General features: G+C 58.9%; 20 protein-coding genes. 15 read left to right on the top strand and 5 right to left on the bottom strand.

Translation table 11 applies throughout. The features are described 5' to 3' along the window. Positions 1-9 precede the first annotated feature (9 nt). The 3 genes from AARI_RS10930 to AARI_RS10920 all read left to right on the top strand — a co-directional run bounded on the left by AARI_RS10930 (position 10) and on the right by AARI_RS10920 (position 1868). A complete protein-coding gene (locus AARI_RS10930) occupies positions 10-699 on the top strand; it encodes a DUF3710 domain-containing protein (protein WP_013349349.1) in 690 nt (229 codons plus the stop codon). 72 nt (positions 700-771) lie between these two features. Then, the gene (locus AARI_RS10925) at positions 772-1077 is read left to right on the top strand and encodes a hypothetical protein (RefSeq protein ID WP_102597474.1); all 306 of its coding nucleotides are present in this window, start codon (positions 772-774) and stop codon (positions 1075-1077) included. Between the two features lie 62 nt (positions 1078-1139). Further along, positions 1140-1868, top strand: a complete 729-nt coding sequence (locus tag AARI_RS10920) for a DUF3159 domain-containing protein (RefSeq protein ID WP_013349347.1) — start codon at positions 1140-1142, stop codon at positions 1866-1868. On the opposite strand, the gene AARI_RS10915 is transcribed toward AARI_RS10920, so the two are convergent. Next, positions 1865-2530: a potassium channel family protein gene (locus AARI_RS10915; RefSeq protein ID WP_013349346.1), complete on the bottom strand. Its 666-nt coding sequence runs from the start codon at positions 2528-2530 to the stop codon at positions 1865-1867. The genes AARI_RS10920 and AARI_RS10915 overlap by 4 nt on opposite strands. Positions 2531-2545: 15 nt before the next feature. Further along, on the bottom strand, positions 2546-3223 hold the full coding sequence (locus AARI_RS10910) for a potassium channel family protein (protein ID WP_013349345.1): 678 nt from the start codon (positions 3221-3223) through the stop codon (positions 2546-2548). Between the two features lie 145 nt (positions 3224-3368). On the opposite strand from AARI_RS10910, the gene AARI_RS10905 reads away from it, so the two are divergent. The 3 genes from AARI_RS10905 to acnA all read left to right on the top strand — a co-directional run bounded on the left by AARI_RS10905 (position 3369) and on the right by acnA (position 9616). Beyond that, a complete protein-coding gene (locus AARI_RS10905; protein ID WP_013349344.1) occupies positions 3369-5369 on the top strand; it encodes an APC family permease in 2001 nt (666 codons plus the stop codon). A gap of 24 nt (positions 5370-5393) precedes the next feature. Beyond that, positions 5394-6716, top strand: a complete 1323-nt coding sequence (locus tag AARI_RS10900; RefSeq protein ID WP_013349343.1) for a class I SAM-dependent RNA methyltransferase — start codon at positions 5394-5396, stop codon at positions 6714-6716. 191 nt (positions 6717-6907) lie between these two features. Next, entirely contained in the window at positions 6908-9616 is a 2709-nt protein-coding gene (gene acnA, locus AARI_RS10895) for an aconitate hydratase AcnA (RefSeq protein WP_013349342.1), read from the top strand. Positions 9617-9714: 98 nt separating this feature from the next. Here the strand turns inward: acnA and AARI_RS10890 are convergent, their stop codons facing one another. Then, positions 9715-10329 (bottom strand): class I SAM-dependent methyltransferase, encoded by a 615-nt coding sequence (locus AARI_RS10890; protein ID WP_013349341.1) that lies wholly within the window; start codon positions 10327-10329, stop codon positions 9715-9717. Between the two features lie 103 nt (positions 10330-10432). Here AARI_RS10890 and AARI_RS10885 point away from each other — a divergent pair, with 103 nt between their 5' ends. From AARI_RS10885 to AARI_RS10860, 6 genes are all read left to right on the top strand, one after another. Continuing rightward, positions 10433-11338, top strand: a complete 906-nt coding sequence (locus tag AARI_RS10885) for a phosphotransferase family protein (protein ID WP_013349340.1) — start codon at positions 10433-10435, stop codon at positions 11336-11338. A gap of 117 nt (positions 11339-11455) precedes the next feature. Continuing rightward, complete coding sequence (dxs, locus tag AARI_RS10880) at positions 11456-13423, top strand: 1-deoxy-D-xylulose-5-phosphate synthase (RefSeq protein WP_013349339.1); 1968 nt, start codon at positions 11456-11458, stop codon at positions 13421-13423. Beyond that, a complete protein-coding gene (locus tag AARI_RS10875; RefSeq protein WP_013349338.1) occupies positions 13420-14040 on the top strand; it encodes a DUF402 domain-containing protein in 621 nt (206 codons plus the stop codon). The genes dxs and AARI_RS10875 overlap by 4 nt, the downstream gene beginning before the upstream one ends. 28 nt (positions 14041-14068) lie before the next feature. Continuing rightward, positions 14069-14638, top strand: coding sequence for a hypothetical protein (locus tag AARI_RS10870; RefSeq protein WP_013349337.1), 570 nt, complete (start codon positions 14069-14071; stop codon positions 14636-14638). Positions 14639-14674: 36 nt separating this feature from the next. Further along, on the top strand, positions 14675-15136 hold the full coding sequence (locus AARI_RS10865; RefSeq protein ID WP_013349336.1) for a GNAT family N-acetyltransferase: 462 nt from the start codon (positions 14675-14677) through the stop codon (positions 15134-15136). Positions 15137-15157: 21 nt separating this feature from the next. Continuing rightward, complete coding sequence (locus AARI_RS10860) at positions 15158-15493, top strand: hypothetical protein (protein WP_013349335.1); 336 nt, start codon at positions 15158-15160, stop codon at positions 15491-15493. Positions 15494-15639: 146 nt separating this feature from the next. On the opposite strand, the gene argG is transcribed toward AARI_RS10860, so the two are convergent. Continuing rightward, on the bottom strand, positions 15640-17067 hold the full coding sequence (gene argG, locus AARI_RS10855) for an argininosuccinate synthase (RefSeq protein ID WP_013349334.1): 1428 nt from the start codon (positions 17065-17067) through the stop codon (positions 15640-15642). A 135-nt stretch (positions 17068-17202) separates the two neighbouring features. On the opposite strand from argG, the gene AARI_RS10850 reads away from it, so the two are divergent. Continuing rightward, entirely contained in the window at positions 17203-18177 is a 975-nt protein-coding gene (locus AARI_RS10850; RefSeq protein WP_041648833.1) for an aldo/keto reductase, read from the top strand. A gap of 75 nt (positions 18178-18252) precedes the next feature. Here the strand turns inward: AARI_RS10850 and AARI_RS10845 are convergent, their stop codons facing one another. Beyond that, on the bottom strand, positions 18253-18726 hold the full coding sequence (locus AARI_RS10845; RefSeq protein ID WP_013349332.1) for a Rieske (2Fe-2S) protein: 474 nt from the start codon (positions 18724-18726) through the stop codon (positions 18253-18255). Between the two features lie 996 nt (positions 18727-19722). Here AARI_RS10845 and AARI_RS10840 point away from each other — a divergent pair. Further along, on the top strand, positions 19723-21414 hold the full coding sequence (locus tag AARI_RS10840; RefSeq protein WP_013349331.1) for a sodium:solute symporter family protein: 1692 nt from the start codon (positions 19723-19725) through the stop codon (positions 21412-21414). Further along, complete coding sequence (locus tag AARI_RS20085; protein WP_013349330.1) at positions 21414-21545, top strand: putative transporter small subunit; 132 nt, start codon at positions 21414-21416, stop codon at positions 21543-21545. Before AARI_RS10840 ends, AARI_RS20085 begins: the two co-directional genes overlap by 1 nt. Positions 21546-21709 lie beyond the last annotated feature (164 nt).

Below are 21709 nucleotides of genomic sequence, written 5' to 3'. Positions count from 1 at the left end.
AAGGACACCATGATTTTCAAGCGTAAGAAAGCCAACGAGCAGCCAGAAGCCGCCCCGGCTCCTGAAGCAGCTCAGGGTGAAACCGAGCCAAAAACCGGTCCGTTCGACTACGGCGATATCGAAGATACGCAGGAGTACTTGGACTTCGGCTCGATCCTGATCAAGCCAGTAACCGGCATGAAGGTCCGCATGGACGTCGAAGAGTCCAACAAGCGTGTGATCGCAGTGTCGCTGGAGATCGCCGAGTCGCGTATCCAGCTCATGGCTTTCTCCTCTTCGAAGTCCGAATCGCTGTGGCCAGGAATCAGCGACAAGATCAAGAACGACATCAACGCGCAGCAGGGTGAAATCTTCACCCGCGATGGCGAGTACGGTCCCGAGTTGCTGGCCAAGGTGCCGCAGCAGCTTCCAGATGGCCGTGCCGGCCATGTTGCACTGCGTTTCGTCGGCATCGACGGGCGCCGCTGGTTCCTGCGCGCAGTCATTGGCGGCGCAGCCATCAGCAACGAAGAAGCAGCCGGTGTCGTCGATGAGATCCTGCGCAACGTAGTGGTCAACCGCGGTGACAAGCCATTGCCACCAGCAGAACTGCTGCCGCTGAGCGTTCCGTCCAATGCGCAGACCCGCCCAGCAAATGCCGAGCAGGCCCCGGATCTGAAGCGTCCGGAACGCGGACCAGAGATCACCCAGATCGGCTAATGAATGTCGCTGAAGGATAAGCCCGTCACAACGCAACTGGGCCCATCGGACCAGAAGCTTAGTTACGAGTGTGTGGAAGACCTGGAGCAGCTGCCTGCCCGCGGCCGAGTAAAGCATGCCGGGTACGTCCAGTCGGTCAGCTATTCCGCACCCAACGAGGCGCCATTGCTGACCGCCGTGGTGGTGGATCGGCTCGGCACCATGTCCGCTCGTCGTGGCACGGTCCCGCATGTGCGGTTGATCTTCATGGGGCAGAAATCCGTTCCGGGCATCAAGCCGGGGGTGAAGGTCGAATACTCGGGCATGGTCGCTCTGGTGGAGCAGATCCCCACGATCTTCAACCCGCGCTACGTAATTGTTCCGGAGGCTCGCGGATAAACCGGGCAGCCCACAGGTTTTGAGCACGCCAGGGTACTGGCGCCTAACTGGAAGTACACAAGATGAACAACGAAGAACCTCGTCCGGAAGATGAATCCGCGCCGCAAGCCAAGCAGCCAAGCTTCGCGGAAATGATCGGTTCGAACTCCAGCATCGCGCAAAACGCTGACGGCGGGATCGACTTGCTCACCACCGTCGGAGGAGTGCGCGGAATTCTGGAGACGGTGCTTCCCGGTTTCCTCTTCATCATGGTTTTCGCGTTCACCAGCAACCTGACCTGGGCGCTGATCGCCTCGATCGGCCTTGGCATGATCTTCATGATCATCCGCCTGGTCAAGCGCTCAACGCTGATTCAAGCAGGATCGGGGCTGCTGGGCATCTTGATCTGTGCCTTTGCCGCAAGGAATTCAGGCAACGCCAAAGACTACTACGTCCCAGGGTTCTACGTCTCAGCGGCCTACATGGTCGGCCTGATTATTTCGGTTGTAGTTCGCTGGCCGCTGATCGGCTTGCTCTTCGGCTTCATCCGCAATGAAGGCACCGAATGGCGCAAAAGGCCCGAACGGCTCCGCCGCTACCAGGTAGCTACCTGGATCTTGATTGCAGTGTTCGCCTTGCGCTTGGCAGTGCAGATCCCGATGTACTTCTCGGACCAGGTGGTGTCCTTGGGCTTGGCACGCGCCCTGATGGGCGTGCCGCTGTATGCCGCGGCCCTGTGGTTTGCCTGGCTGGTCTCCAGACCGGCTGTGGCAGCAGGCAGCGAGCCTAACCAGCCAGGTCCAGCGGCCTAGCGGGTGGCGTCGCGCAAGGTGCGGCGCAACAGGGGTTCTGCTCCAGGGGTGGTGATGAAGAAGATTTCATCGCCACCCTCAATCACGTCATCAGCACTTGGCGGGAACGGCGTCTTATCGCGGACAACGGCCATCATGGTGGTGTCCTCGGGCCATGAGATACGGCCAATGCTGCGGCCAATCAACGCCGAGTCATGCGGGACGGTGAACTCGACCATGTAGACCTCGCCGGTCTTCAAGGTCAGCAGGCGCACCAGGTCGCCCACCTCTACGGCTTCTTCCACCAGCGCGGTCATCAGCCGCGGAGTGCTCACTGCGACATCTACGCCCCACGCATCGTCGAACATCCATTCATTCTTTGGATTGTTCACTCGGCCTACGGTACGGCGGATGCCGAATTCGCTCTTGGCCAGCAACGAGACCACAAGGTTCACCTTGTCATCGCCGGTCGCCGAAACGACTACGTCATATTCTTCAAGCTGGGCCTGCTGGAGGACCGCTAATTCGCAGGCATCGCCGATCAGCCACTTCACTGCTTCCAGATCGGCGCGGTCAGCCATTTCCGGCTGCAAGTCGATGAGCAGGACTTCGTGGTGGTTGATGACAAGTTCGCGGGCGATGGAGGAACCGACCGAGCCGGCCCCGGCAATCATGACCTTCATTGGGTGCCTCTCTGATTAGTCGTTGGAAAGTGGCGTTGGCGGGCTGGCGAGAATCTTTTCGACATCCTTGGTCTCATCAAGGCGCATCATCACATGCACCAGGTCCCCGCCCTGCAACCGGGTGCGGTTCTCCGGGATGGTTCCTTCTCCGAAGCGGGTCAGGTAGGCAACGCGTACCCCGGCTGCCGCTTCCAGATCCTTGACCAGGCGTCCATACCAGTCGCGGTGCAGTGCCACTTCGGAAAGCACCAGCCTGCCAGAAGGCTCGCGGAAGTCCCCGCGCATCGAATAGTCGGGCAAGATCCGGCGCAGCACCTGGTCGGTGCTCCAACGCACGGCAGCTACCGTGGGGATGCCCAAGCGCTGATAAATTTCTGCGCGTCCCGGGTCGTAGATGCGAGCCACCACATGGGGAACGTTATAGGTTTCGCGCGATACGCGAGTAGCGAGAATGTTGGAATTATCACCGCTGGATACCGCCGCGAACGCGTAGGCCTCGTCGATTTTGGCAGCTTCCAAGGTGTCCTTGTCGAACCCCATGCCGGTGACCGTGGTCCCGGTGAAGCTTTTGCTCAATCGGCGGAAGGCATGCGGGTCCTGATCAATGACTGCCACAGAATGCCCCGCTGAATCCAGCGTATGAGCCAACGAGACACCGACTCGTCCGCACCCCATGATCACGAAATGTGCCACCGAGAACTCCTTGGGTTTACTGCTTGATAGGTATCAACTGGCGCACACATGTTGTGTGCTTCGAATGCAACAATAGCGCTGATCGGGCTCAGATTATCTGTGGTGCGCCACCCGTGTGCCTTGCACCCTGCGATAACGTTGTCTCGTGCCTGCATTATTTGATGGTCTCAAGCGGATCCTCGTGGGCCGGCCTTTCAGAACTGAACAGCTGAATAAGAAGCCGCTCCCACCTAACGTTGCGTTGCCGATTTTCTCGTCGAGCGCCCTGTCGTCCTTGGCGTACGCGCCAGATGAAATCTTGCTGACCCTGGCCATGGCAGGCCTGGCTGCGACCATGCTTTCTCCGATGGTCGGGCTGGCTGTGCTTGCCGTGCTGGTGGTCCTGGTGCTCTCCTATCGCCAATCGGTGATGGAGTACCCTTCCGGCGGCGGCGACTACGAAATCGTCAAGAAGAACCTGGGCGCGCGTTCGGGAACGGCTGTGGCCGCTGCGCTGCTGGTGGACTTTGTCCTGACCGTTGCGGTGTCCAGTTCTTCAGCTGCCTTGTACCTCAGCGCCATTTTCCCGGCGCTGGGTGAATACAAAGCGTGGGTGGCCGCTGGTCTCGTAGCATTCCTCGTGGTGGGAAACCTGCGGGGCAAGGGACAGGGGCGCTGGACGTTGGCCATCCCGGTCTACCTCTTCGTCTTCGGCATGCTGGCGCTGGTAGCCATTGGCGGCGTGATGGCGGCAACCGGTTCACTGGGCCTTGCTCCGAGCGCGAACTTCACGATTGTTCCCGAGGCAGAATTTGCCAACGGGCTGCACGGGGTAGTCGGCGCACTGCTGATCCTGCGTGCTTTCAGCACCGGTTCTGCGGCGCTGACCGGCATCGAAGTTCCGATCTCCAACGTGCAGACCCTGGCCAAGCCGCGAGCCAAGAACGCGGCCCGGATCCTGCTGGTGCTGGGTCTGCTCTCGGGCGTGCTGACCCTGGGCACGCTGATGCTTGCCCGCGCCACCGGCATCAAGGTCGTCGCTGATCCGCAAGCCTCTTTCTTGCTCGATGGCGCACCCATCCCTGAAAGCTTTGTGCAGGTCCCAGTCTTGGGGCAGTTGGCCCAGGCAGTGTTTGGCGACTTCACCTTCGGGCTGGTCGTGGTTTCGGTGCTGACTATTGCGGTGCTGATGCTGGCTGGCAACCAGGCATTCAATTCTTTCCCGCTGCTGGCCAGCCACCTGGCTACCGATGGGTTCCTTCCACGGCAGCTGCGCACCCGAGGAGATCGCTTGGGGTTCTCCAACGGCATCCTGTCCCTAGGCGTGGCCGCGATTGCACTGGTGCTGTTGTTCCAAGGCGATGTCACCTTGCTGGTCCAGCTCTACGTGGTAGGCGTCTTCGTGTCCTTCACGCTTAGCCAGCTGGGCATGCTCAAGCACTGGAAGCGCGTACTGGTCCCCATCGCTGACCGCAGGATCCGCGCGGCCAAGCAGCGCAAACGCCTGCTGAACCTTGTGGGACTGATTCTTTCGGCATTGGTCTTGGTGGTTGTCTTGGCCACCCGATTTGTCCACGGCGCCTGGTTGGCCGTGCTGGGCATTGTGGTGCTGATGGTGATTATGGATTCGCTGCAGCGCCACTACCAAAAGGTTGATGACGAACTGGCAGTAGATGAATCCGGTGCCGCGACTGCTTTGCCATCGCGCGTGCACGCCCTGGTGCTGGTATCCACCGTGCGCAAGCCGGTGCTGCGCGCCCTGGCCTTCGCCCGCGCATCGCGCCCATCCAAGCTTGAGGCAATCATCGTGGATGTGGAGCGCGGCAAGACCGAGAAGACCCTGCAGGACTGGGAGAGGCTGCAAATTCCGGTGCCGATCACGGCGCTGGCTTCCCCCTATCGAGACATTCCAGGGGCGTTGATTGAGCATATTCGTTCGATCAAGCGCGAATCCCCGCGGGAGCTGATTGTTGTCTATATCCCGGAATACGTTGTGGGCCACTGGTGGGAACAGCTGGTGCACAACCAAACAGCATTGCGCGTGAAGAACCGCTTGCACTATGAACCAGGCGTGCTGATTGCCTCGGTGCCATGGCGCCTGCTCAGTGCCTCGCGCGCCCTCGGTGGCGGGGCCACTGAAGAGTCCTCGGCACACCGCCAAATTTAATGCTTCTGATGAAAGACAAGAACGATGACTGAATCACCAACTCTGACCGTCCGCCTGGGCAAGATCGCCCATGGCGGCCACACCGTCGCCCGCCATGAAGGCCGCGTGATTTTCGTACGCCACGGCATCCCCGGAGAGCTGGTGAACGTACGCCTGACCGACTCGGCGCCCGAGGCCAAGTTCTGGCGTGCCGATGTCACCGAGGTGCTGGAAGCCAGCGAGCACCGCGTGCCGCATTTCTGGGATGCGGCTGATGCCTTGAAGCACCGTGATCCAGTCGGCGGGGCCGAATTCGGCCACATGCGCCTGGAATACCAGCGTGAGCTGAAGTCGCAGGTTGCCGCCGAGCAGCTGACCCGTCTGGGCGGATTGAAGGCAGAAGACTACAACTTCCCTGCAGTGCAGGGCGTCAAGGGTTCAGCTGATGGCTTGGGCTGGCGTACCCGCATGTCCTATTCGGTCGATGCCCAGGGCAATCTCGCAATGAGTGCCTTCCGCAGCAACGAGCTGATCAGCATCTCGCAGATGCCGCTGGCACACCCGGCTATCGAGGCTACCGGCCTGTACTCCGTTGACTACTCGGGCATTGAGCGTGTGGAAGCTGCGGTGTCCAGCCAGGATGACCGCACCGTGCTGATCCTGCTTGCCGAAGCCCGCGATGGCGCAGCGGCAAAGGTGGCTAAGCAGTTCCCCGAGGGCGTGAACGTTGCTTCCTTCAGCCAGCATGGCGGTTCGGCAGCCGATGGCAAGGGCAGCTTGCAGACCTTGGCCGGTTCGGCGCACCTGATCGAAAAGGTGCTGGGGGAGAAGTTCCGCATTACCGGTGAAGGCTTCTGGCAGGTGCACCGTGAAGCGGCCAGCCTGCTCTCTTCGCGGGTTATCGAGCTGACCGAACCTGCCGCGGGCGAGCAAATTGCCGATCTCTATGCCGGGGCCGGACTCTTCTCCGTGCCGTTGGCCAAGGCGGTTGGCACCGGGGGCCGGGTCTTCTCGATTGAAGGCGCTCCGGGAACCCACGCCGATGCGAAGAAGAACCTGCGCGATTATTCGCAGGCCACGGTAATCCGCGGCCGTGTTGAGCGAGTGTTACGCCAGGTCGCACACGATGCGACTTTGGATGCCGTAGTGCTTGATCCACCACGTACCGGTCTAGAAAAGCAGGTCGCCGCCGAACTGGCTTCCAGTGGCGTTTCGCGTATTTGTTACGTCTCCTGCGATCCGGCGGCTTTTGCCCGGGATACCGCGCGTTTGATGGGCCGCGGCTATGAATTAGATCATTTGGAGATTCACGATTTGTACCCGCACACCCACCATATGGAGTCCATTGGACTCTTCGTGCGCCGTTAAACATCAGAATTTGTCCGTTTAGACACGAATTTGGCTGAAAATTTATTCCGAGGAGTCTTTTTAACTGCTTTGGCGATAGACTGTTTTTAGCTCTGCCACGCTAGGGCCCTGACTATCTCAGTTAGGGACTCCTAACTGGAATAGCAGTGTGCGTGTGCAACAGAATGAGTGTCTGGCGAGAGGAGTCCCACGTGAGCAATGTGGACAGCTTCGGTGCCAAGGGCGTACTTGACGTCAATGGAACCGAATACGAAATTTACCGACTAAATACGGTTGAAGGCTCGGACAGCCTTCCTTACAGCCTTAAGGTTCTTCTTGAGAACCTGCTTCGCACCGAAGACGGCGCGAACGTAACTAACGAGCACATCAATGCACTGGGTCAGTGGGATGCTTCGGCTCAGCCGAACACCGAGATCCAGTTCACCCCTGCACGTGTGCTGATGCAGGACTTCACCGGTGTGCCTTGTGTCGTTGACCTGGCAACCATGCGCGAGGCCGTCAAGGACCTCGGCGGTGACCCAACCCGCGTTAACCCGCTGGCACCTGCTGAAATGGTTATCGACCACTCCGTGCAGATCGACACCTTCGGTTTCGAAGGCGCTGTCGAGCGCAACATGGAGATCGAGTACCAGCGCAACGGCGAGCGTTACCAGTTCCTGCGCTGGGGCCAGACTGCGTTTGACGACTTCAAGGTCGTCCCACCAGGCACCGGCATCGTGCACCAGGTCAACATCGAGTACCTGGCACGCACCGTCATGACCCGCGAGGTCGACGGCGTACTGCGCGCTTACCCAGATAGCTGCGTAGGCACCGACTCCCACACCACCATGGTCAACGGCCTGGGCGTGCTGGGTTGGGGCGTTGGCGGCATTGAGGCCGAAGCAGCAATGCTCGGCCAGCCTGTCTCCATGCTGATCCCACGCGTTGTCGGTTTCAAGCTGGCAGGTTCGATCCCAGCTGGCGCTACCGCAACCGACGTGGTGCTGACCATCACCGAAATGCTGCGCAAGCACGGTGTTGTTGGCAAGTTCGTTGAGTTCTACGGCGAAGGCGTGGCCGCAGTGCCACTGGCTAACCGTGCAACCATCGGCAACATGTCCCCAGAATTCGGCTCGACCGCCGCAATGTTCCCAATCGACGATGTCACCCTCGACTACCTGCGCCTGACCGGCCGCAGCGAAGAGAACGTGGCACTGGTCGAGGCTTACGCCAAGGAACAGGGCATGTGGCACGATCCAAGCCGCGAGATCCGTTTCTCGGAATACCTCGAGCTGGACCTGTCCACCGTGGTTCCATCGATCGCCGGCCCGAAGCGCCCACAGGACCGCATCGAGCTGTCGAGCTCGAAGGAGCAGTTCCGCAAGGACCTGCACAACTACGTATCGGACGCCGAGGACACCCAGGGCGCTGGCCGCCCATCGGTAGCCGTCGAGGTCACCAAGGAAGATGGCACCCAGTTCACCCTGGACCACGGCCTGGTTTCGATCGCTTCGATCACCTCGTGCACCAACACCTCCAACCCTTCGGTCATGCTGGCCGCAGCCGTACTGGCTCGCAACGCAGCTGACAAGGGCCTGACCTCCAAGCCATGGGTCAAGACTTCGGTCGCACCAGGCTCGAAGGTTGTAACCGAGTACTACGAGAAGTCCGGTCTGCTGCCATACCTGGAGAAGCTCGGCTTCTTCGTTGTCGGCTACGGTTGCGCAACTTGCATCGGTAACTCCGGTCCACTGGATGCTGAGATCTCCGAGGCCATCAACGCCAACGATCTCGCAGCAACCGCAGTCCTGTCGGGTAACCGCAACTTCGAAGGCCGCATCAACCCGGACGTGAAGATGAACTACCTGGCTTCCCCGCCACTGGTTATCGCTTACGCACTGGCTGGCACCATGGACTTCGACTTCGAAACCGACGCACTGGGCAAGGACGCCGAGGGCAACGATGTCTTCCTGAAGGACATCTGGCCATCGCCTGTCGAGGTCCAGGAGATCATTGACTCGTCGATTGACAAGGAAATGTTCGCTAAGGGCTACGACGGAGTCTTCGAAGGCGACGCACGCTGGAAGGCACTGGATACCCCAGAGGGTTCCACCTTCGCATGGGACGAGAAGTCGACCTACGCACGCAAGGCACCTTACTTCGACGGCATGACCGCAGAACCACAGCCAGTTGAGGACATCAACGGCGCTCGCGTGCTGCTGAAGCTGGGCGACTCGGTTACCACCGACCACATCTCGCCTGCAGGTTCGTTCAAGTCGGAAACCCCGGCTGGCCGCTACCTGATCGAGAACGGCGTGGATCGCAAGGACTTCAACTCCTACGGCTCGCGCCGTGGTAACCACGAAGTCATGATCCGCGGTACCTTCGCGAACATCCGCATCAAGAACCAGCTGCTGGACGGCGTCGAGGGTGGCTTCACCCGCGACTTCACCCAGGAAGGTGCTCCGCAGGCTTACGTCTACGACGCAGCGGAGAACTACAAGGCTGCCGGCACCCCGCTGGTCGTTCTGGGCGGCAAGGAATACGGTTCGGGCTCCTCGCGTGACTGGGCTGCCAAGGGCACCGCATTGCTGGGTGTCAAGGCTGTCATCACCGAGTCGTTCGAGCGTATCCACCGTTCGAACCTGATCGGCATGGGCGTTCTGCCACTGCAGTTCCCTGAAGGCGAGTCCGCTGATTCACTGGGTCTGACCGGTACCGAAACCTTCGCAGTTTCCGGCGTGACCGAGCTGAACAACGGCACCACCCCGAAGACCCTGAAGGTCACCGCAACCGCTGAAGACGGCAAGGTTACCGAGTTCGACGCAGTTCTGCGCATCGACACCCCAGGTGAAGCTGACTACTACCGCAACGGTGGCATCCTGCAGTACGTACTGCGCCAGATCGCTGCTGCTAACTAGTAGATCCACTTCGGCTCCGGTCGAAGGGCATCTGTAGGTAGATCCGCATCGCGGACAAGATTTAGGACCCAAGGCAATTGCCTTGGGTCCTAAGTCGTTTAAGCCCGCTTTTGCGCTAGCAGATGCCCATGGGTGCGAGCTTCTGCCCGAGTGCGGGTGCCGGCCTGAAGCACCTTCAGTCCGGCCTGTTCCAAGAGCAGCGATAGATCCGCCGGAGGCCAATACCAGGCCAGGGCGACTTGGTGGGCAAAGGCCTCCAGCTGATTGCCGGCAAAGAATCCGAGCAAGAGCGTTCCGCCTGGTTTCAGCACCCGGGCCAGCTCATTCAACAGCGGTCCTAGCTCGGCCGGTGGAGCATGGATTACCGAATACCAGGCGAGCACCCCGGAAAAATGCTGATCGTCAAATGGCAGGTGCGCCAGATCAGCGCGCAGGAATTCTGGTTTCTGAAAGTTTGCACGCGCATATTCCAAGAACTCGGGCACAAGATCAACGCCAGTGGCGCACCGATGAGCATCAGCAATGAACTGCGTCCAATGTCCCGGACCGCAGCCAGCGTCAAGTACTGGACCATGGATCTGTGCGGCCCACTGGGCAATCAGTTCCCGGTCTTGATCCTCCGCCTGCTCTGGCGCCCCAAACATATCGATGTAGGCTTCTGCTACCTGCGAATATCGGTAGGCAGTTTCACCGGTGCGCTCAGGAATGTCCATGCAACCAGCCTAGCGAGCTGCCACTGGCAGGGGAAAATCTTTGCCAGGCACCCCAAAAATCTCCGGCAACCAAGTGATTCCAAACTATGAGGAGGATTGATCGATGGCTGCTCCAGCGCTTGAAGACTTGCTGCCATCAGCGCACGCACAGCAGATACGCCAGTGGCTTGGCCCGGTTGACGTCGTGGCCGACATGTCATGGAACCTCACCGACACCAAGGTCCTGCATTTGCGGGCCGGAACACGTCATGTCGTAGCCAAGACCGGGGGAGAAGCCAACCACCATCTGGACCGAGAGATCCTAGCCCACCGCAGCTACACCGGGCCATTGAAAAATGCAGGACTGGCAGCACAGCTGCTGCACGCAAGTCACAGCTTGCGCTTGGCGATCATGGATTACCAGCCCGGGGAACTAAGCGCAGGAACGGCCTGGGAATTCGACTCGGAAGTCCATCAGCAGGCGGGCAGTGCGCTCAAGCTCCTGCATGCACAAGAACAACAACTGGATCATGGCTACGAAGCGCGGCTGACGCGCAAGTTCCTCCTGCTCTTAGACCGCAAGCATCGCATTGAACCAGCGCTCTGCGAGCGGATCGAGAACATCCTCAAAAACTACGATCCGAAACCTGCCATCTTGGTGCCAACCCATGGAGATTGGCAACCGCGCAACTGGCTCGTTGATCGCGGCAAGCTTCGCATCATTGACTTCGGCCGATTCGAATTCCGTCCCGCTGCCAGCGACTTCGCGCGGCTAGCGGTGCAACAGTGGAAAGGGCGTGCGGATTTGGAAGCTGCGTTCCTGCGCGGATACGGCGGCGACCCGCGAGAGGAAAAGGCCTGGGGGATCATGGAATTGCGCGAAGGGATCGGAACTGCGGTCTGGGCTCATGAAGTCGGTGACGAGGTATTTGAAGCCCAGGGACACCAAATGCTGGCTGATACGCTTGCCCGCATGGAAAATGGACAGAGCCGGTCACAGCTTCCAGAAGGTAGTGAACGTCATTGCTAGGAAATTAGCACCGGCAAGATGGTTGGCGGATAATGAAAGAAGCCTTGAACGCGGTAAACTAGGTATTTCGCATGGGCTTTCCAGCCTATTGTCGGCGAATTTGTGAAGGGGATGAACGTGTCTTTATTGAAGACCATCAAGAAACCAAGTGACCTGCGGGCGCTTACCCTCGAGCAGCTCGACGACTTGGCGGAGGAAATCCGCAGCTTCCTCATCGACAATGTTGCGCGTACTGGCGGCCATTTGGGCCCCAATCTCGGTGTTATCGAGCTGACCTTGGGCATCCATCGTGTCTTCGATTCCCCAACTGACTCCATAGTCTTCGATACGGGACACCAGTCGTATGTGCACAAGCTGGTTACCGGACGCCAGAATTTCGAGACCTTGCGCCAGCAAGGGGGCCTGTCGGGCTACCCTGACCGCGGTGAATCAGAACACGATGTTGTTGAGTCCTCCCATGCTTCCTCCTCGCTGTCGTGGGTTGATGGAATTTCCCGCGCCAACAAGCTGATGAATAACAATGACCGCTACGCCGTAGCCCTGGTGGGCGATGGCGCCTTGACCGGCGGCATGGCCTGGGAAGCTGTCAACAACATCGCTGCCGACAAGGACCGCAAAGCAGTCATCGTGGTCAACGACAACGGCCGCTCCTACGCCCCGACCATCGGCGGCCTGGCCAACCAGCTTTCGGGACTGCGCCAGCAGCTGGACAAGTTCCGTACCCACCCGGCCTACGAGAACGCCATGGATAAGCTCAAGGTCAAGCTCAAGGGATCCGGGCCAGTAGGCGATTTCACTTACAAGTCTCTGCATGCCACCAAGAAGGGCATCAAGGACTGGTGGGCACCGCAAGGCCTGTTCGAGGACCTGGGCCTGAAGTACATCGGCCCGATCGATGGCCACAACCAGCGCGCAGTAGAAGAAGCGCTACAGCAGGCCAAGCAGTACGCGGGCCCAGTGCTCGTGCATGCCCTGACCGAGAAGGGCCACGGCTACGCTCCGGCCCGCGCCGATGAAGCTGACCAGTTCCACGCCGTTGGCGTTATCGACCCAATCACCGGTCTGCCGGTTTCCAAGTCCAGCGCGCAGAGCTGGACCAGCGTCTTCGGAGAAGAGATCGCGGCGGTGGCCAACGAGCGCGAGGACATTGTGGCGATCACCGGTGCCATGCTGCAGCCAGTGGGCCTGAAGAAAATGTCCCAGGAACACCCTGAACGCGTCATTGACGTGGGCATCGCCGAACAGCACGCCATGACTACTGCCGCCGGCCTTGCCTTTGGCGGACTGCACCCGGTGGTCTGCGTCTACGCGACCTTCCTCAACCGTGCCTTTGACCAATTGCTGATGGACGTGGCCCTGCATAAGGCCGGTGTCACCATCGTGCTGGACCGCGCTGGAGTCACCGGCCCGGACGGCGCCAGCCACCACGGCATGTGGGATATGGCGCTGACCCAGATCGTGCCTAACCTGCATCTGGCTGCTCCGCGCGATGCCGACCGCCTGCGGGAGGAACTGCGTGAAGCCCTGGACATCAATGATGCGCCAAGTGTCGTGCGATTCTCCAAGGGCTCGGTGGGTGAACCCATCGAAGCTGTGGACCGCCTGCCAGATGGCGTGGATGTTCTGGCACGCTTGGGGGACCGTTCCGCACCGGATGTTCTCATCGTTTCCGTGGGCGCCATGAGTGAGCTTTCGCTGGATGTCGCAGAACGACTGAACAGCCAGGGCGTATCGGTGACCGTGGTGGATCCTCGTTGGGTTCTACCAATGCCAACCTCGGTGATTTCACTGGCAGCCCGCCACCGCATTGTGGTCTGCATCGAAGATGGCGTACGAGTCGGCGGTGTGGGTTCGCGCTTGCGCACCGAAATGCGCGCCGCTGGGGTCGACACGGCTCTGAACGAAGTAGGTTTGCCTACCGAATTCTTGGCGCACGGAACTCGGGCTGAGGTCTTGGACCGCGTTGGACTGACTGCACAGCAGGTAGCCCGCGATACCCTGGCGCAGGTTCTGGGAACCAAGGTTCCATTCGCCCGGCCCCTCCCTGGACAAGACCTACCTACCGGTCAGATTCCGAAGCTGTGAGCCTACCGTCCGGCTGCCCGGTAGACCTGCCCCGTAGCCCAGAAACTATCGCCGAGGGTTCCTTGGTGGTAGCGCGCGCCTGGAAGTATGATTCCAGCCCGCACTGGGTGGTGCCCGGATTTTATCTCGGACAGGACAAATACGGACATTGGCTTCACCAGCCGGCCGGCGCACTGGTAGCCCGTCCGGGCACCGCACACTTGGCAGCGAGTAATGCGCTCTGCCTGATTCCACACTCGGGCCAGTGGATTGCCACCCTCTATGCGGATGCACTGGAAGATTTTGATGTCTACATCGACCTGTCCAGCAACATCGGATGGCGACGGATGAAGCGTGGCGCTTGGGAAGTCAACTCCATTGACATGGATTTGGACGTGATTCGTTCACGTAGCCAAGGCGTGTTCCTTGATGATGAAGATGAATTCGCCGAACATGAAATAGGCATGAACTATCCAGCTTCCCTAGTTCGTAGTATTGGAAGAGAAGCTGGACTGTTGCTCGGCACCGTGATCAACAACGATGCACCGTTCAATGCCGAACACCGCGCCACCTGGCAATCCAAGGCTGAGCGCCTAGCCGCACAGCTTGCCGAAGCCTCCAAAAATTTAGATAACTAAGCACACCGTAGACCCAAGGGGTAATCACATGGCGATCATTCGCACCTACCGGATGAACGAAAAGAACGAACTGGAATTCCGCGAAGCATGGTTCCAGCAGTTCGAGGACGATGAATTGGGTCAGTTCGTGATCAATCACGGCACCGTGGGACATATGTCCAAGACCAATGAAGTCCAGGACGTAAACACCGACCGCGCCGACGAATTGTTCGCTGGTTTCGCTGAAGCCTGTGCTGCCGAAGGCTATGCAGAGATCAAGGAAGAAGATCAGTCGTGGGTTATCGTGCAGTACGCGCTGAAATCGGCAAATGGCACCGAACGCGACCAGTACCTGGACAAGAAGGCCAAGGAAGCGCTGACCGGCCACTTGGCATGGCGCGGACTGGGCACGGTGGAGTCCAGCGATTTCGGTAACCGAAAGCTGAACATCCGAGTCCTATCGCCAGCTCCAAAGCTTGCAGTCGCTGCGATCAAGACGTGCATCCGCGAAGCCAAGCTGGACTTCACCAAGATGAGTATCGGTGTTGCGCCCTTTGCGGAATCGAACAAGCTGAAGATGGCGCACCCGATGCCACCAAAGCCGATGTCCATCGACTGATCACGAATGATAAGCCCCATAGTTGCGACGCAGCCAATGCAGGCAGCGGACCACCCGGCCATCCGTCGGCTGTCGGAGAGTTTGGGGCGTCAGGCTGAACCTGGAAATTGGAGCGCTGGTGAATGCCAGGTAGTCGTCAAGAACCCGGCCGGAGAGCTGCTTGGCTGGGCTCGAGCCCATTGGTGGGAGCCTGCTGATCCGTTGGCGCCAGCTGGCTATTACCTTGCCGGGATCGAGGTTGCCTGCGGATACCGGCAACGGGGCGTGGCACGAAGCCTAACCGAGGCCAGGCTGTCATGGATTGCGCAGCGCGCTTCGACCGCATGGTGCGTGGTCAACGCGCAGAATACTGCGTCTTTGGCGCTTCATCGTGCCCTGGGATTCGAAGAACTAGCCCGGGCTCCACGGTTCGGTACTGTGGTTTTTAACGGCGGCAGTGGCCTGCTGTTGTCCAAGGAAGTGGTGTCTTCGCGCGGCCCCGCGAAAGCACAGGTTTAAACGAGCAGGAAACAAGGAGAAATGATTCCACAAGAAGACCGGGACGAGACCCCCGGCGCCCAGCGTAAAGTCCCGCGGATGGGAGCAACCCGCACGCCGTTGCACCTGGTTTTCCAGGCTTGCGTCGGTGTCATCATCGGCGTCGGAGTGGTGTCCCTGCTTTCCGGTCTGGCTACAGGGCAGGTGGCACTGACCGGCGTAGTCATCACCATTCTGGTGTGGATCGTTGAACAAGGGTTCCGGTTGCCGGAGCCAAATACCAAGCAAGGCGCTCGCGTACGTTTGGTACTTCGGCTCATTTCCCTGGTCGGTTTCACCATTGCGGTGAGCCCTCTGCTGGCCTTGATAGAGAGCTAATAGCTTCCAGTTCAGGGGAGTCTCCGGCGTCTTGCACGTCGGGGCTATTTTTCTCTCCAGAAGGGATTTGCGGACAAAAAGAAAGATCGGCCAGGTTCTTCCCGCAAGGGGAGAACCTGGCCGATCTTCTAGCTAGGCTTTAGCGCTTAGTCGGTGCCTGCATCGAATGCAGCGGACTCGATAGCGCGGTCGGTAGCCAGATCATCGACATCAACCTGGGTTGCGTTCACGATGTCATCAGCGCCACCGGCTTCCAGCGAACCAACGAGTTCAGCGGTGGTGCCGCCAACCAGACCCATGGTGGCGTACTGTTCCAGACGGCCGCGGGAATCCGCGATGTCCAGGTTGCGCATGGTCAGCTGGCCGATGCGATCCACTGGGCCGAAGGCTGCATCGCCAACGCGCTCCATGGACAGCTTGTCCGGGTGGTAGCTCAGGTTCTCGCCCTCGGTGTTGAGGATCGTGTAGTCATCGCCACGGCGCAGGCGGATGGTAACGGTACCCGTGATGGCCGAGCCGACCCAGCGCTGCAGCGATTCGCGCAGCATCAGGGCCTGTGGATCCAACCAGCGGCCTTCGTACATCAGGCGGCCCAGACGGCGGCCTTCGTTGTGGTAGCTGGCTACGGTGTCCTCGTTGTGGATCGCGTTGACCAGGCGCTCGTAGGCGATGTACAGCAGCGCCATTGCTGGTGCTTCGTAGATGCCGCGGGACTTGGCTTCGATGATGCGGTTCTCGATCTGGTCGCTCATGCCCAGGCCGTGTCGTCCACCGATGATGTTCGCTTCGTTGACCAGAGCCACCGAATCGGTGAACTCCTTGCCGTTGATGGCAACCGGACGGCCGGCCACGAAGGAGACCGAAACATCTTCGGTCTTGATCTCGACGTTCTCGTCCCAGTACTTCACGCCCATGATCGGCTCAACGGACTCGATGGAGCTGTTGAGCAGTTCCAGGGTCTTCGCCTCGTGGGTTGCGCCCCAGATGTTGGCGTCGGTGGAGTATGCCTTCTCAGCCGAATCACGGTAAGGGAAACCGTGCTCCTGCAGCCACTCTGACATTTCCTGGCGGCCACCGAGCTCGGCGACGAAGTTGGGGTCAAGCCAAGGCTTGTAGATGCGCAGCTTCGGGTTGGCCATCAGGCCGTAGCGGTAGAAGCGCTCGATGTCGTTGCCCTTGTAGGTCGAACCATCGCCCCAGACATCCACACCATCTTCGCGCATGGCGCGTACCAGCAGGGTGCCGGTTACGGCGCGGCCCAGTGGGGTGGTGTTGAAGTAGGTCTTGCCGCCGGTGCGGATGTGGAAAGCGCCGCAAGCAAGTGCTGCGAAGCCTTCTTCAACCAGAGCAGGCTTGCAGTCAACCAGACGGGAGTTCTCTGCGCCGTACTCCAATGCACGGCCAGGTACTGCGTCGATATCTGGCTCATCGTACTGGCCGAGGTCGCCAGTGTAGGTGTAAGGGATGGCGCCCTTGTCGCGCATCCAGGCTACTGCCACCGAGGTGTCGAGGCCACCGGAGAACGCGATACCTACGCGCTCGCCTACAGGGAGATTGGTAAGAACTTTAGACATGTTTCCATCCTAATGGATAAATATGCAATGCAGTGAATTGTGCTGTGAAATCTTCAGCACATCTACCTACCAGATAGCCTATGGGTATAACGTCGCTCAGTGAAGCGGAAGATCAAAGCAACAGATGAGGTGTCCATGGAATTTCGCCAGTTAGGCCGCAGTGGCTTGAGTGTTTCCGTCGTGGGGCTGGGCTGCAACAATCTTGGCCGTGCCGGTACAGCCACCGAATCCCAGGAGGGGACCGATGCGGTAATCCACGCGGCACTTGACGCAGGTATTACGCTCTTCGATGTTGCAGATATGTATGGCAAGGAGCCAGGGCTCTCTGAAATCCGTCTGGGCAAGGCGCTGGGACGTGCTCGTGAGGACATCGTCTTGGCCACTAAGTTCGGGATGGACATGCGCGGCGTTAATGGGCCGGATTTCAATGCACGAGGATCACGCCGCTATATCGTCAAAGCCGTTGAGGCGTCGCTGGAGCGCTTAGGAACTGACTACATCGACCTCTACCAGTTCCATACCCCGGATGCGAACACTCCCATCGAAGAAACCTTGCGGGCCTTGGACGAGCTGGTGGCCAGTGGCAAGGTCCGCTACATCGGGCATTCGAACCGTTCCGGCTGGCAGATTGCGCAGGCCGAGTATGTTGCGCGGGAGCTGGGCACCGAGCGCTTCATCTCTGCACAGAATCACTACAACCTGCTCGATCGACGTGCTGAACTCGAAGTCCTCCCCGCGGCTCGGGAATTTTCGCTGGGCGTGCTCCCTTACTTCCCGTTGGCCAACGGACTGCTCACCGGAAAATACTCCAAGGGGTACGCGCCTGAAGGAAGCCGGCTGACTCATGCACGCCAGCATCTGGTGCAGAGCAGCGATTTCGGGCAATTGGATCAATTCGCCGATTTCGCTGCCCAGCGAGACCTGACGCCGATCCAATTGGCATTCTCATGGCTGGCCGAGCAGTCGCCAGTGAGCTCCGTGATCGCCGGTGCAACTCGTCCTGAGCAGATCCGCGACAACGCTACCGCCGTGCGCTGGGTGCCAACTGCCCAGGAGCTAACGCAGCTTGATGAGATCTTCCCGGCCCCGGACAAGGTTGCCTTGTTCTAGGCAAGTCACCGGGAAACACAAGAGGCTGAACCCCAAATGGGGTTCAGCCTCTTGTGTTTGGGCAGCTGTTGGAAGCTACTGGCTGGCGGTGATGTACGCGACGATATCCTCGCCCTCAATCGCAGCGGCATAGCGTGGCAGAGCTGCGATAGCCGGCCCGTTCGTGACCGTGCCGTCAGCTGGCGCGAAACGCGAGCCGTGGCAGGCGCAGTAGAAATCGTCTTTGCTTGACTTCGGGGAGACCGCGCAGCCCTGATGGGTGCAGATGTTCGAGTAGGCCAATACCGTTTCTTCGTCCTTGCGGAAGAGCAGTACGCCTACATCTTCTCCAGACGGGTCTTTGGCCGGGGCCAGTGCGCGCGAACCCGCAGGAAGGTCCTTGGCCTTCATCAGGGTCTGCCCCTCGCCGCTCGGCTCGGGAATAGGAAACGCATCAGGGACATCTGCTTCGGAATGTCCATCACCGCAAGCGGTGAGAAGAGCGGCAGAACCAAGTGCTGCCGAAGCGCACATGAACGTGCGACGAGCTGGTCGGGCAATGTCAGTCATAATCCCATTCTGGCAGAGATCTCTGTTCCATCGCTAAGTCGACGCTGTGCCGGTGGAGCTATCGGTTTGAGGGAGAGGGACTGGCATTCTCCTGATGTTCATTTGCCGTTAACTCCTTGGCTATCGGACGCAATGCATATTTATGCAGTAGGTAATTGCGCCGGTGGCCGCTTATTCCGTGGGCGGATCTGCCAACGGACTCCAGCGGACGGCGCAGGCGGAGGCAGGCAAGCCGGACTCTAGGTTCGCCCGGTACGTGACTCAACGCTGCCGCAACGTCATCCTAAACATCCAAAAACTCCAGAATTCAGAGAAATATTTGTTCTCTGCTCCCACTAAGTGCATGCACAATTACCAGTTGGGAAGCAGTGGTATTGGACTGCCATATTCACTCGAATTATTGAACTCTGCCCCGTCAGTTCGTTGGCTCCGAGCTAGCGGAGAAAGGGGATTTGAAAGAACTGATTCGAATATCTTTGCATTCATGCTAATATTTGAATGTAGTTAGTTGGATTATCTGTTTTCGGAATGTCATTAACTGCTCACCTGTTCGGCGTCAAAACGCCGTCTGAGTTACTCCACGCCGTATTCGCGTGTTGAGTTCCAGGTAGCAGGCTTCCTATGGAAACAGGCGTCATTCGCCAGGACGAATGCTCCGCTTGAATGGCCCGAAGCGCAACGCTCGCACACCTGGAATGCCGCAATTTGATGCAGGCAATATCCCGGGTCTGGATTCACGTTGTGAAACCGAAATTGCCAAGCTCTGAGCTGGACTCAGAAACAGGCGCTCCCATTGCTAGGGATGAACGATACGAATGAGAAACGAACGAAACTTGAGTGTAGGGAAGTGATTCATGGGCCCAGGGGCTTGCGCGCGTCAGCTGTAAAACACCCCTTGCGATGACATCTCGCAAGACGACGTGCAGGATAAATCGCCGGTTGAGCATCTAGTGCCCGGCGCGTATCTCATCACCGTCTATCAGAGGGAGGTGGCGCATGAATAACGAAATAATGCAGTTCAGCGCCCTAACTGTAGTCTTATTACTAGTGCTCTTCTACGGAGGAACCTTCCTGATCTCCACCAGGATCGGGAAGAAAAACGAAAATGCCGACGGCTACATGACCGCCGGAAACAAAATTGGTTTCGGCATTTCTGCTGCCAGCATGACCGCCACCTGGATCTGGGCTTCTTCGATGTACGCCTCAGCTACCTCCGGGTACACTTACGGAATCTCCGGCCCGATCCACTACGGATTATGGGGTGCGTTGATGATTCTGTTCATCTACCCATTCGGCAAGCGAATCCGCAAAGTCGCGCCAAGGGCGCACACCCTCGCCGAAGTCATGCACGTCCGTCACGGCCGCTCCAGCCAGCTGATGCTTGCCGGATCGAACATCGTTGGCTCAGTCATCTCTCTGATGTCCAACTTCATCGCCGGCGGCGTCTTGATCTCGATGCTTTCACCATTCAACTTCATCCAGGGCGTCCTGGCCGTGGCCGGTGGCGTATTGCTCTACACTCTATGGTCCGGCTTCCGCGCTTCGGTGCTCACCGACTTCGTTCAGGTTGTCGCCATGCTCGGAGCGGTAGCAATCATCGTTCCAGTGATCTTCTTCGCTGCCGGATTCCCAGCAGCCTTCGAAACTGGCGCGAACAACCTGACCCCGCAGCAGTCGAACTTCTTCTCGTCTGAAGCTTTCTTGGGCCAGGGTGCACCGTACATTGCTGCAGTTCTGGCGTATGCCATCGGCAACCAGACCATTGCCCAGCGGCTCTTTGCAGTCCGTGAGGACCTGATCAAGCCGACCTTCATCACCGCAACCATCGGCTATGGCGCAATGGTGATCGGTGTCGGCATGCTCGGTGTGCTCGCCCTCTACCTCGGTTTCGAACCAAGTGGAGGGGACATGAACAACCTCATCCCTGAGATGGCTGCAAGCTACTTGCCGGGCATTCTCCTGGCGTTGTTCTTCATCATGATCATTGGCGCGCTGTCCTCGACGGCCGACTCGGACTTGTCTGCACTGTCCTCGATCATGATGGCCGATGTTTACGGACAGAACGTTGCCGGCAAGGAAAAGGCCGATCCGAAGAAGATGCTGTTGATTGGTCGCATCACCATGGTGGTTGCTACCGCGTTGGCTGTCGCCTTCGCAAGCATGCAGCTGAATATCCTGGACCTGTTGGTCTTCGTGGGTGCACTGTGGGGCGCATTGGTCTTCCCCGTCTTGGCCAGCTTCTACTGGAAGAAGGTCACCAACAAGGCCTTCACCGTTTCGGTCTTGGTGGCATTGGCGATTTTCATCCCAGTGCGCTTCGAACTGATCCCAATGAATGGGGTCACCGGTTTCCTTGTCGAGCTGCTCTCCGTCATCGGCATCGGCGTGGTCTTGGCCCTGATGTGCTTCGGATTCTTCGGCCTGCGCGTTGCCAAAATTGTCGGTGTCATCGCCATGCTGGCTAGTGCCCCATTCGTCTTCGGGTTCCTGCGCGATTACACCACGCTCAGCGCCTCGCTGGTCGCTTACGCGGTGAGTACGATGGTCTGCTACTTCATGTCATTCAGGTCCAAGATGGACTTCGACTTTGACGTCATCGCATCACGTACCGGCGACTTCGACACCGAAGATCTCCCACTTGTTGCTGGCGGCGTAACCACCAATGCAAAGAACCTAGGAGGTAAATAATGACGACTTTCTTCTTGAGCCTGTACCTCTTGATATGGCCAGTGATCGTGCTAGGTGTGCTGTATTTCATCAGCAAGGGATTCATCCAGGAATGGATCGAAGCTCGACGCAATGGAGAAGACATCATTTGATGCCTGAACCCGGCCTAGCTTCCTCCTAGAAGACACGTACCCCGCACCGCCATGACAGCGATGCGGGGTACGTGCTTTAAAACTAGTGCAGGATAACTGGCCTGATGAACGGAAACTTTGCACGTGGCCAGTGCATAAAGCAAGGCGCTGGGACCGACTTTCCT

The organism is Glutamicibacter arilaitensis Re117 (assembly GCF_000197735.1).
Classification (GTDB): Bacteria; Actinomycetota; Actinomycetes; order Actinomycetales; family Micrococcaceae; genus Glutamicibacter; species Glutamicibacter arilaitensis.
This window is presented reverse-complemented; position numbering and strand designations above follow the sequence as displayed.

Bases quoted from the DNA above. Each gene is read 5' to 3' on its own strand.
- AARI_RS10930 (WP_013349349.1), top strand. From the start codon at position 10: ATGATTTTCAAGCGTAAGAAAGCCAACGAGCAGCCAGAAGCCGCCCCG.
- AARI_RS10920 (WP_013349347.1), top strand. From the start codon at position 1,140: ATGAACAACGAAGAACCTCGTCCGGAAGATGAATCCGCGCCGCAAGCC.
- AARI_RS10915 (WP_013349346.1), bottom strand. From the start codon at position 2,530: ATGAAGGTCATGATTGCCGGGGCCGGCTCGGTCGGTTCCTCCATCGCC.
- AARI_RS10900 (WP_013349343.1), top strand. From the start codon at position 5,394: ATGACTGAATCACCAACTCTGACCGTCCGCCTGGGCAAGATCGCCCAT.
- AARI_RS10890 (WP_013349341.1), bottom strand. From the start codon at position 10,329: ATGGACATTCCTGAGCGCACCGGTGAAACTGCCTACCGATATTCGCAG.
- AARI_RS10885 (WP_013349340.1), top strand. From the start codon at position 10,433: ATGGCTGCTCCAGCGCTTGAAGACTTGCTGCCATCAGCGCACGCACAG.
- AARI_RS10870 (WP_013349337.1), top strand. From the start codon at position 14,069: ATGGCGATCATTCGCACCTACCGGATGAACGAAAAGAACGAACTGGAA.
- AARI_RS10865 (WP_013349336.1), top strand. From the start codon at position 14,675: ATGCAGGCAGCGGACCACCCGGCCATCCGTCGGCTGTCGGAGAGTTTG.
- AARI_RS10860 (WP_013349335.1), top strand. From the start codon at position 15,158: ATGATTCCACAAGAAGACCGGGACGAGACCCCCGGCGCCCAGCGTAAA.
- argG (WP_013349334.1), bottom strand. From the start codon at position 17,067: ATGTCTAAAGTTCTTACCAATCTCCCTGTAGGCGAGCGCGTAGGTATC.
- AARI_RS10850 (WP_041648833.1), top strand. From the start codon at position 17,203: ATGGAATTTCGCCAGTTAGGCCGCAGTGGCTTGAGTGTTTCCGTCGTG.
- AARI_RS10845 (WP_013349332.1), bottom strand. From the start codon at position 18,726: ATGACTGACATTGCCCGACCAGCTCGTCGCACGTTCATGTGCGCTTCG.
- AARI_RS10840 (WP_013349331.1), top strand. From the start codon at position 19,723: ATGAATAACGAAATAATGCAGTTCAGCGCCCTAACTGTAGTCTTATTA.
- AARI_RS20085 (WP_013349330.1), top strand. From the start codon at position 21,414: ATGACGACTTTCTTCTTGAGCCTGTACCTCTTGATATGGCCAGTGATC.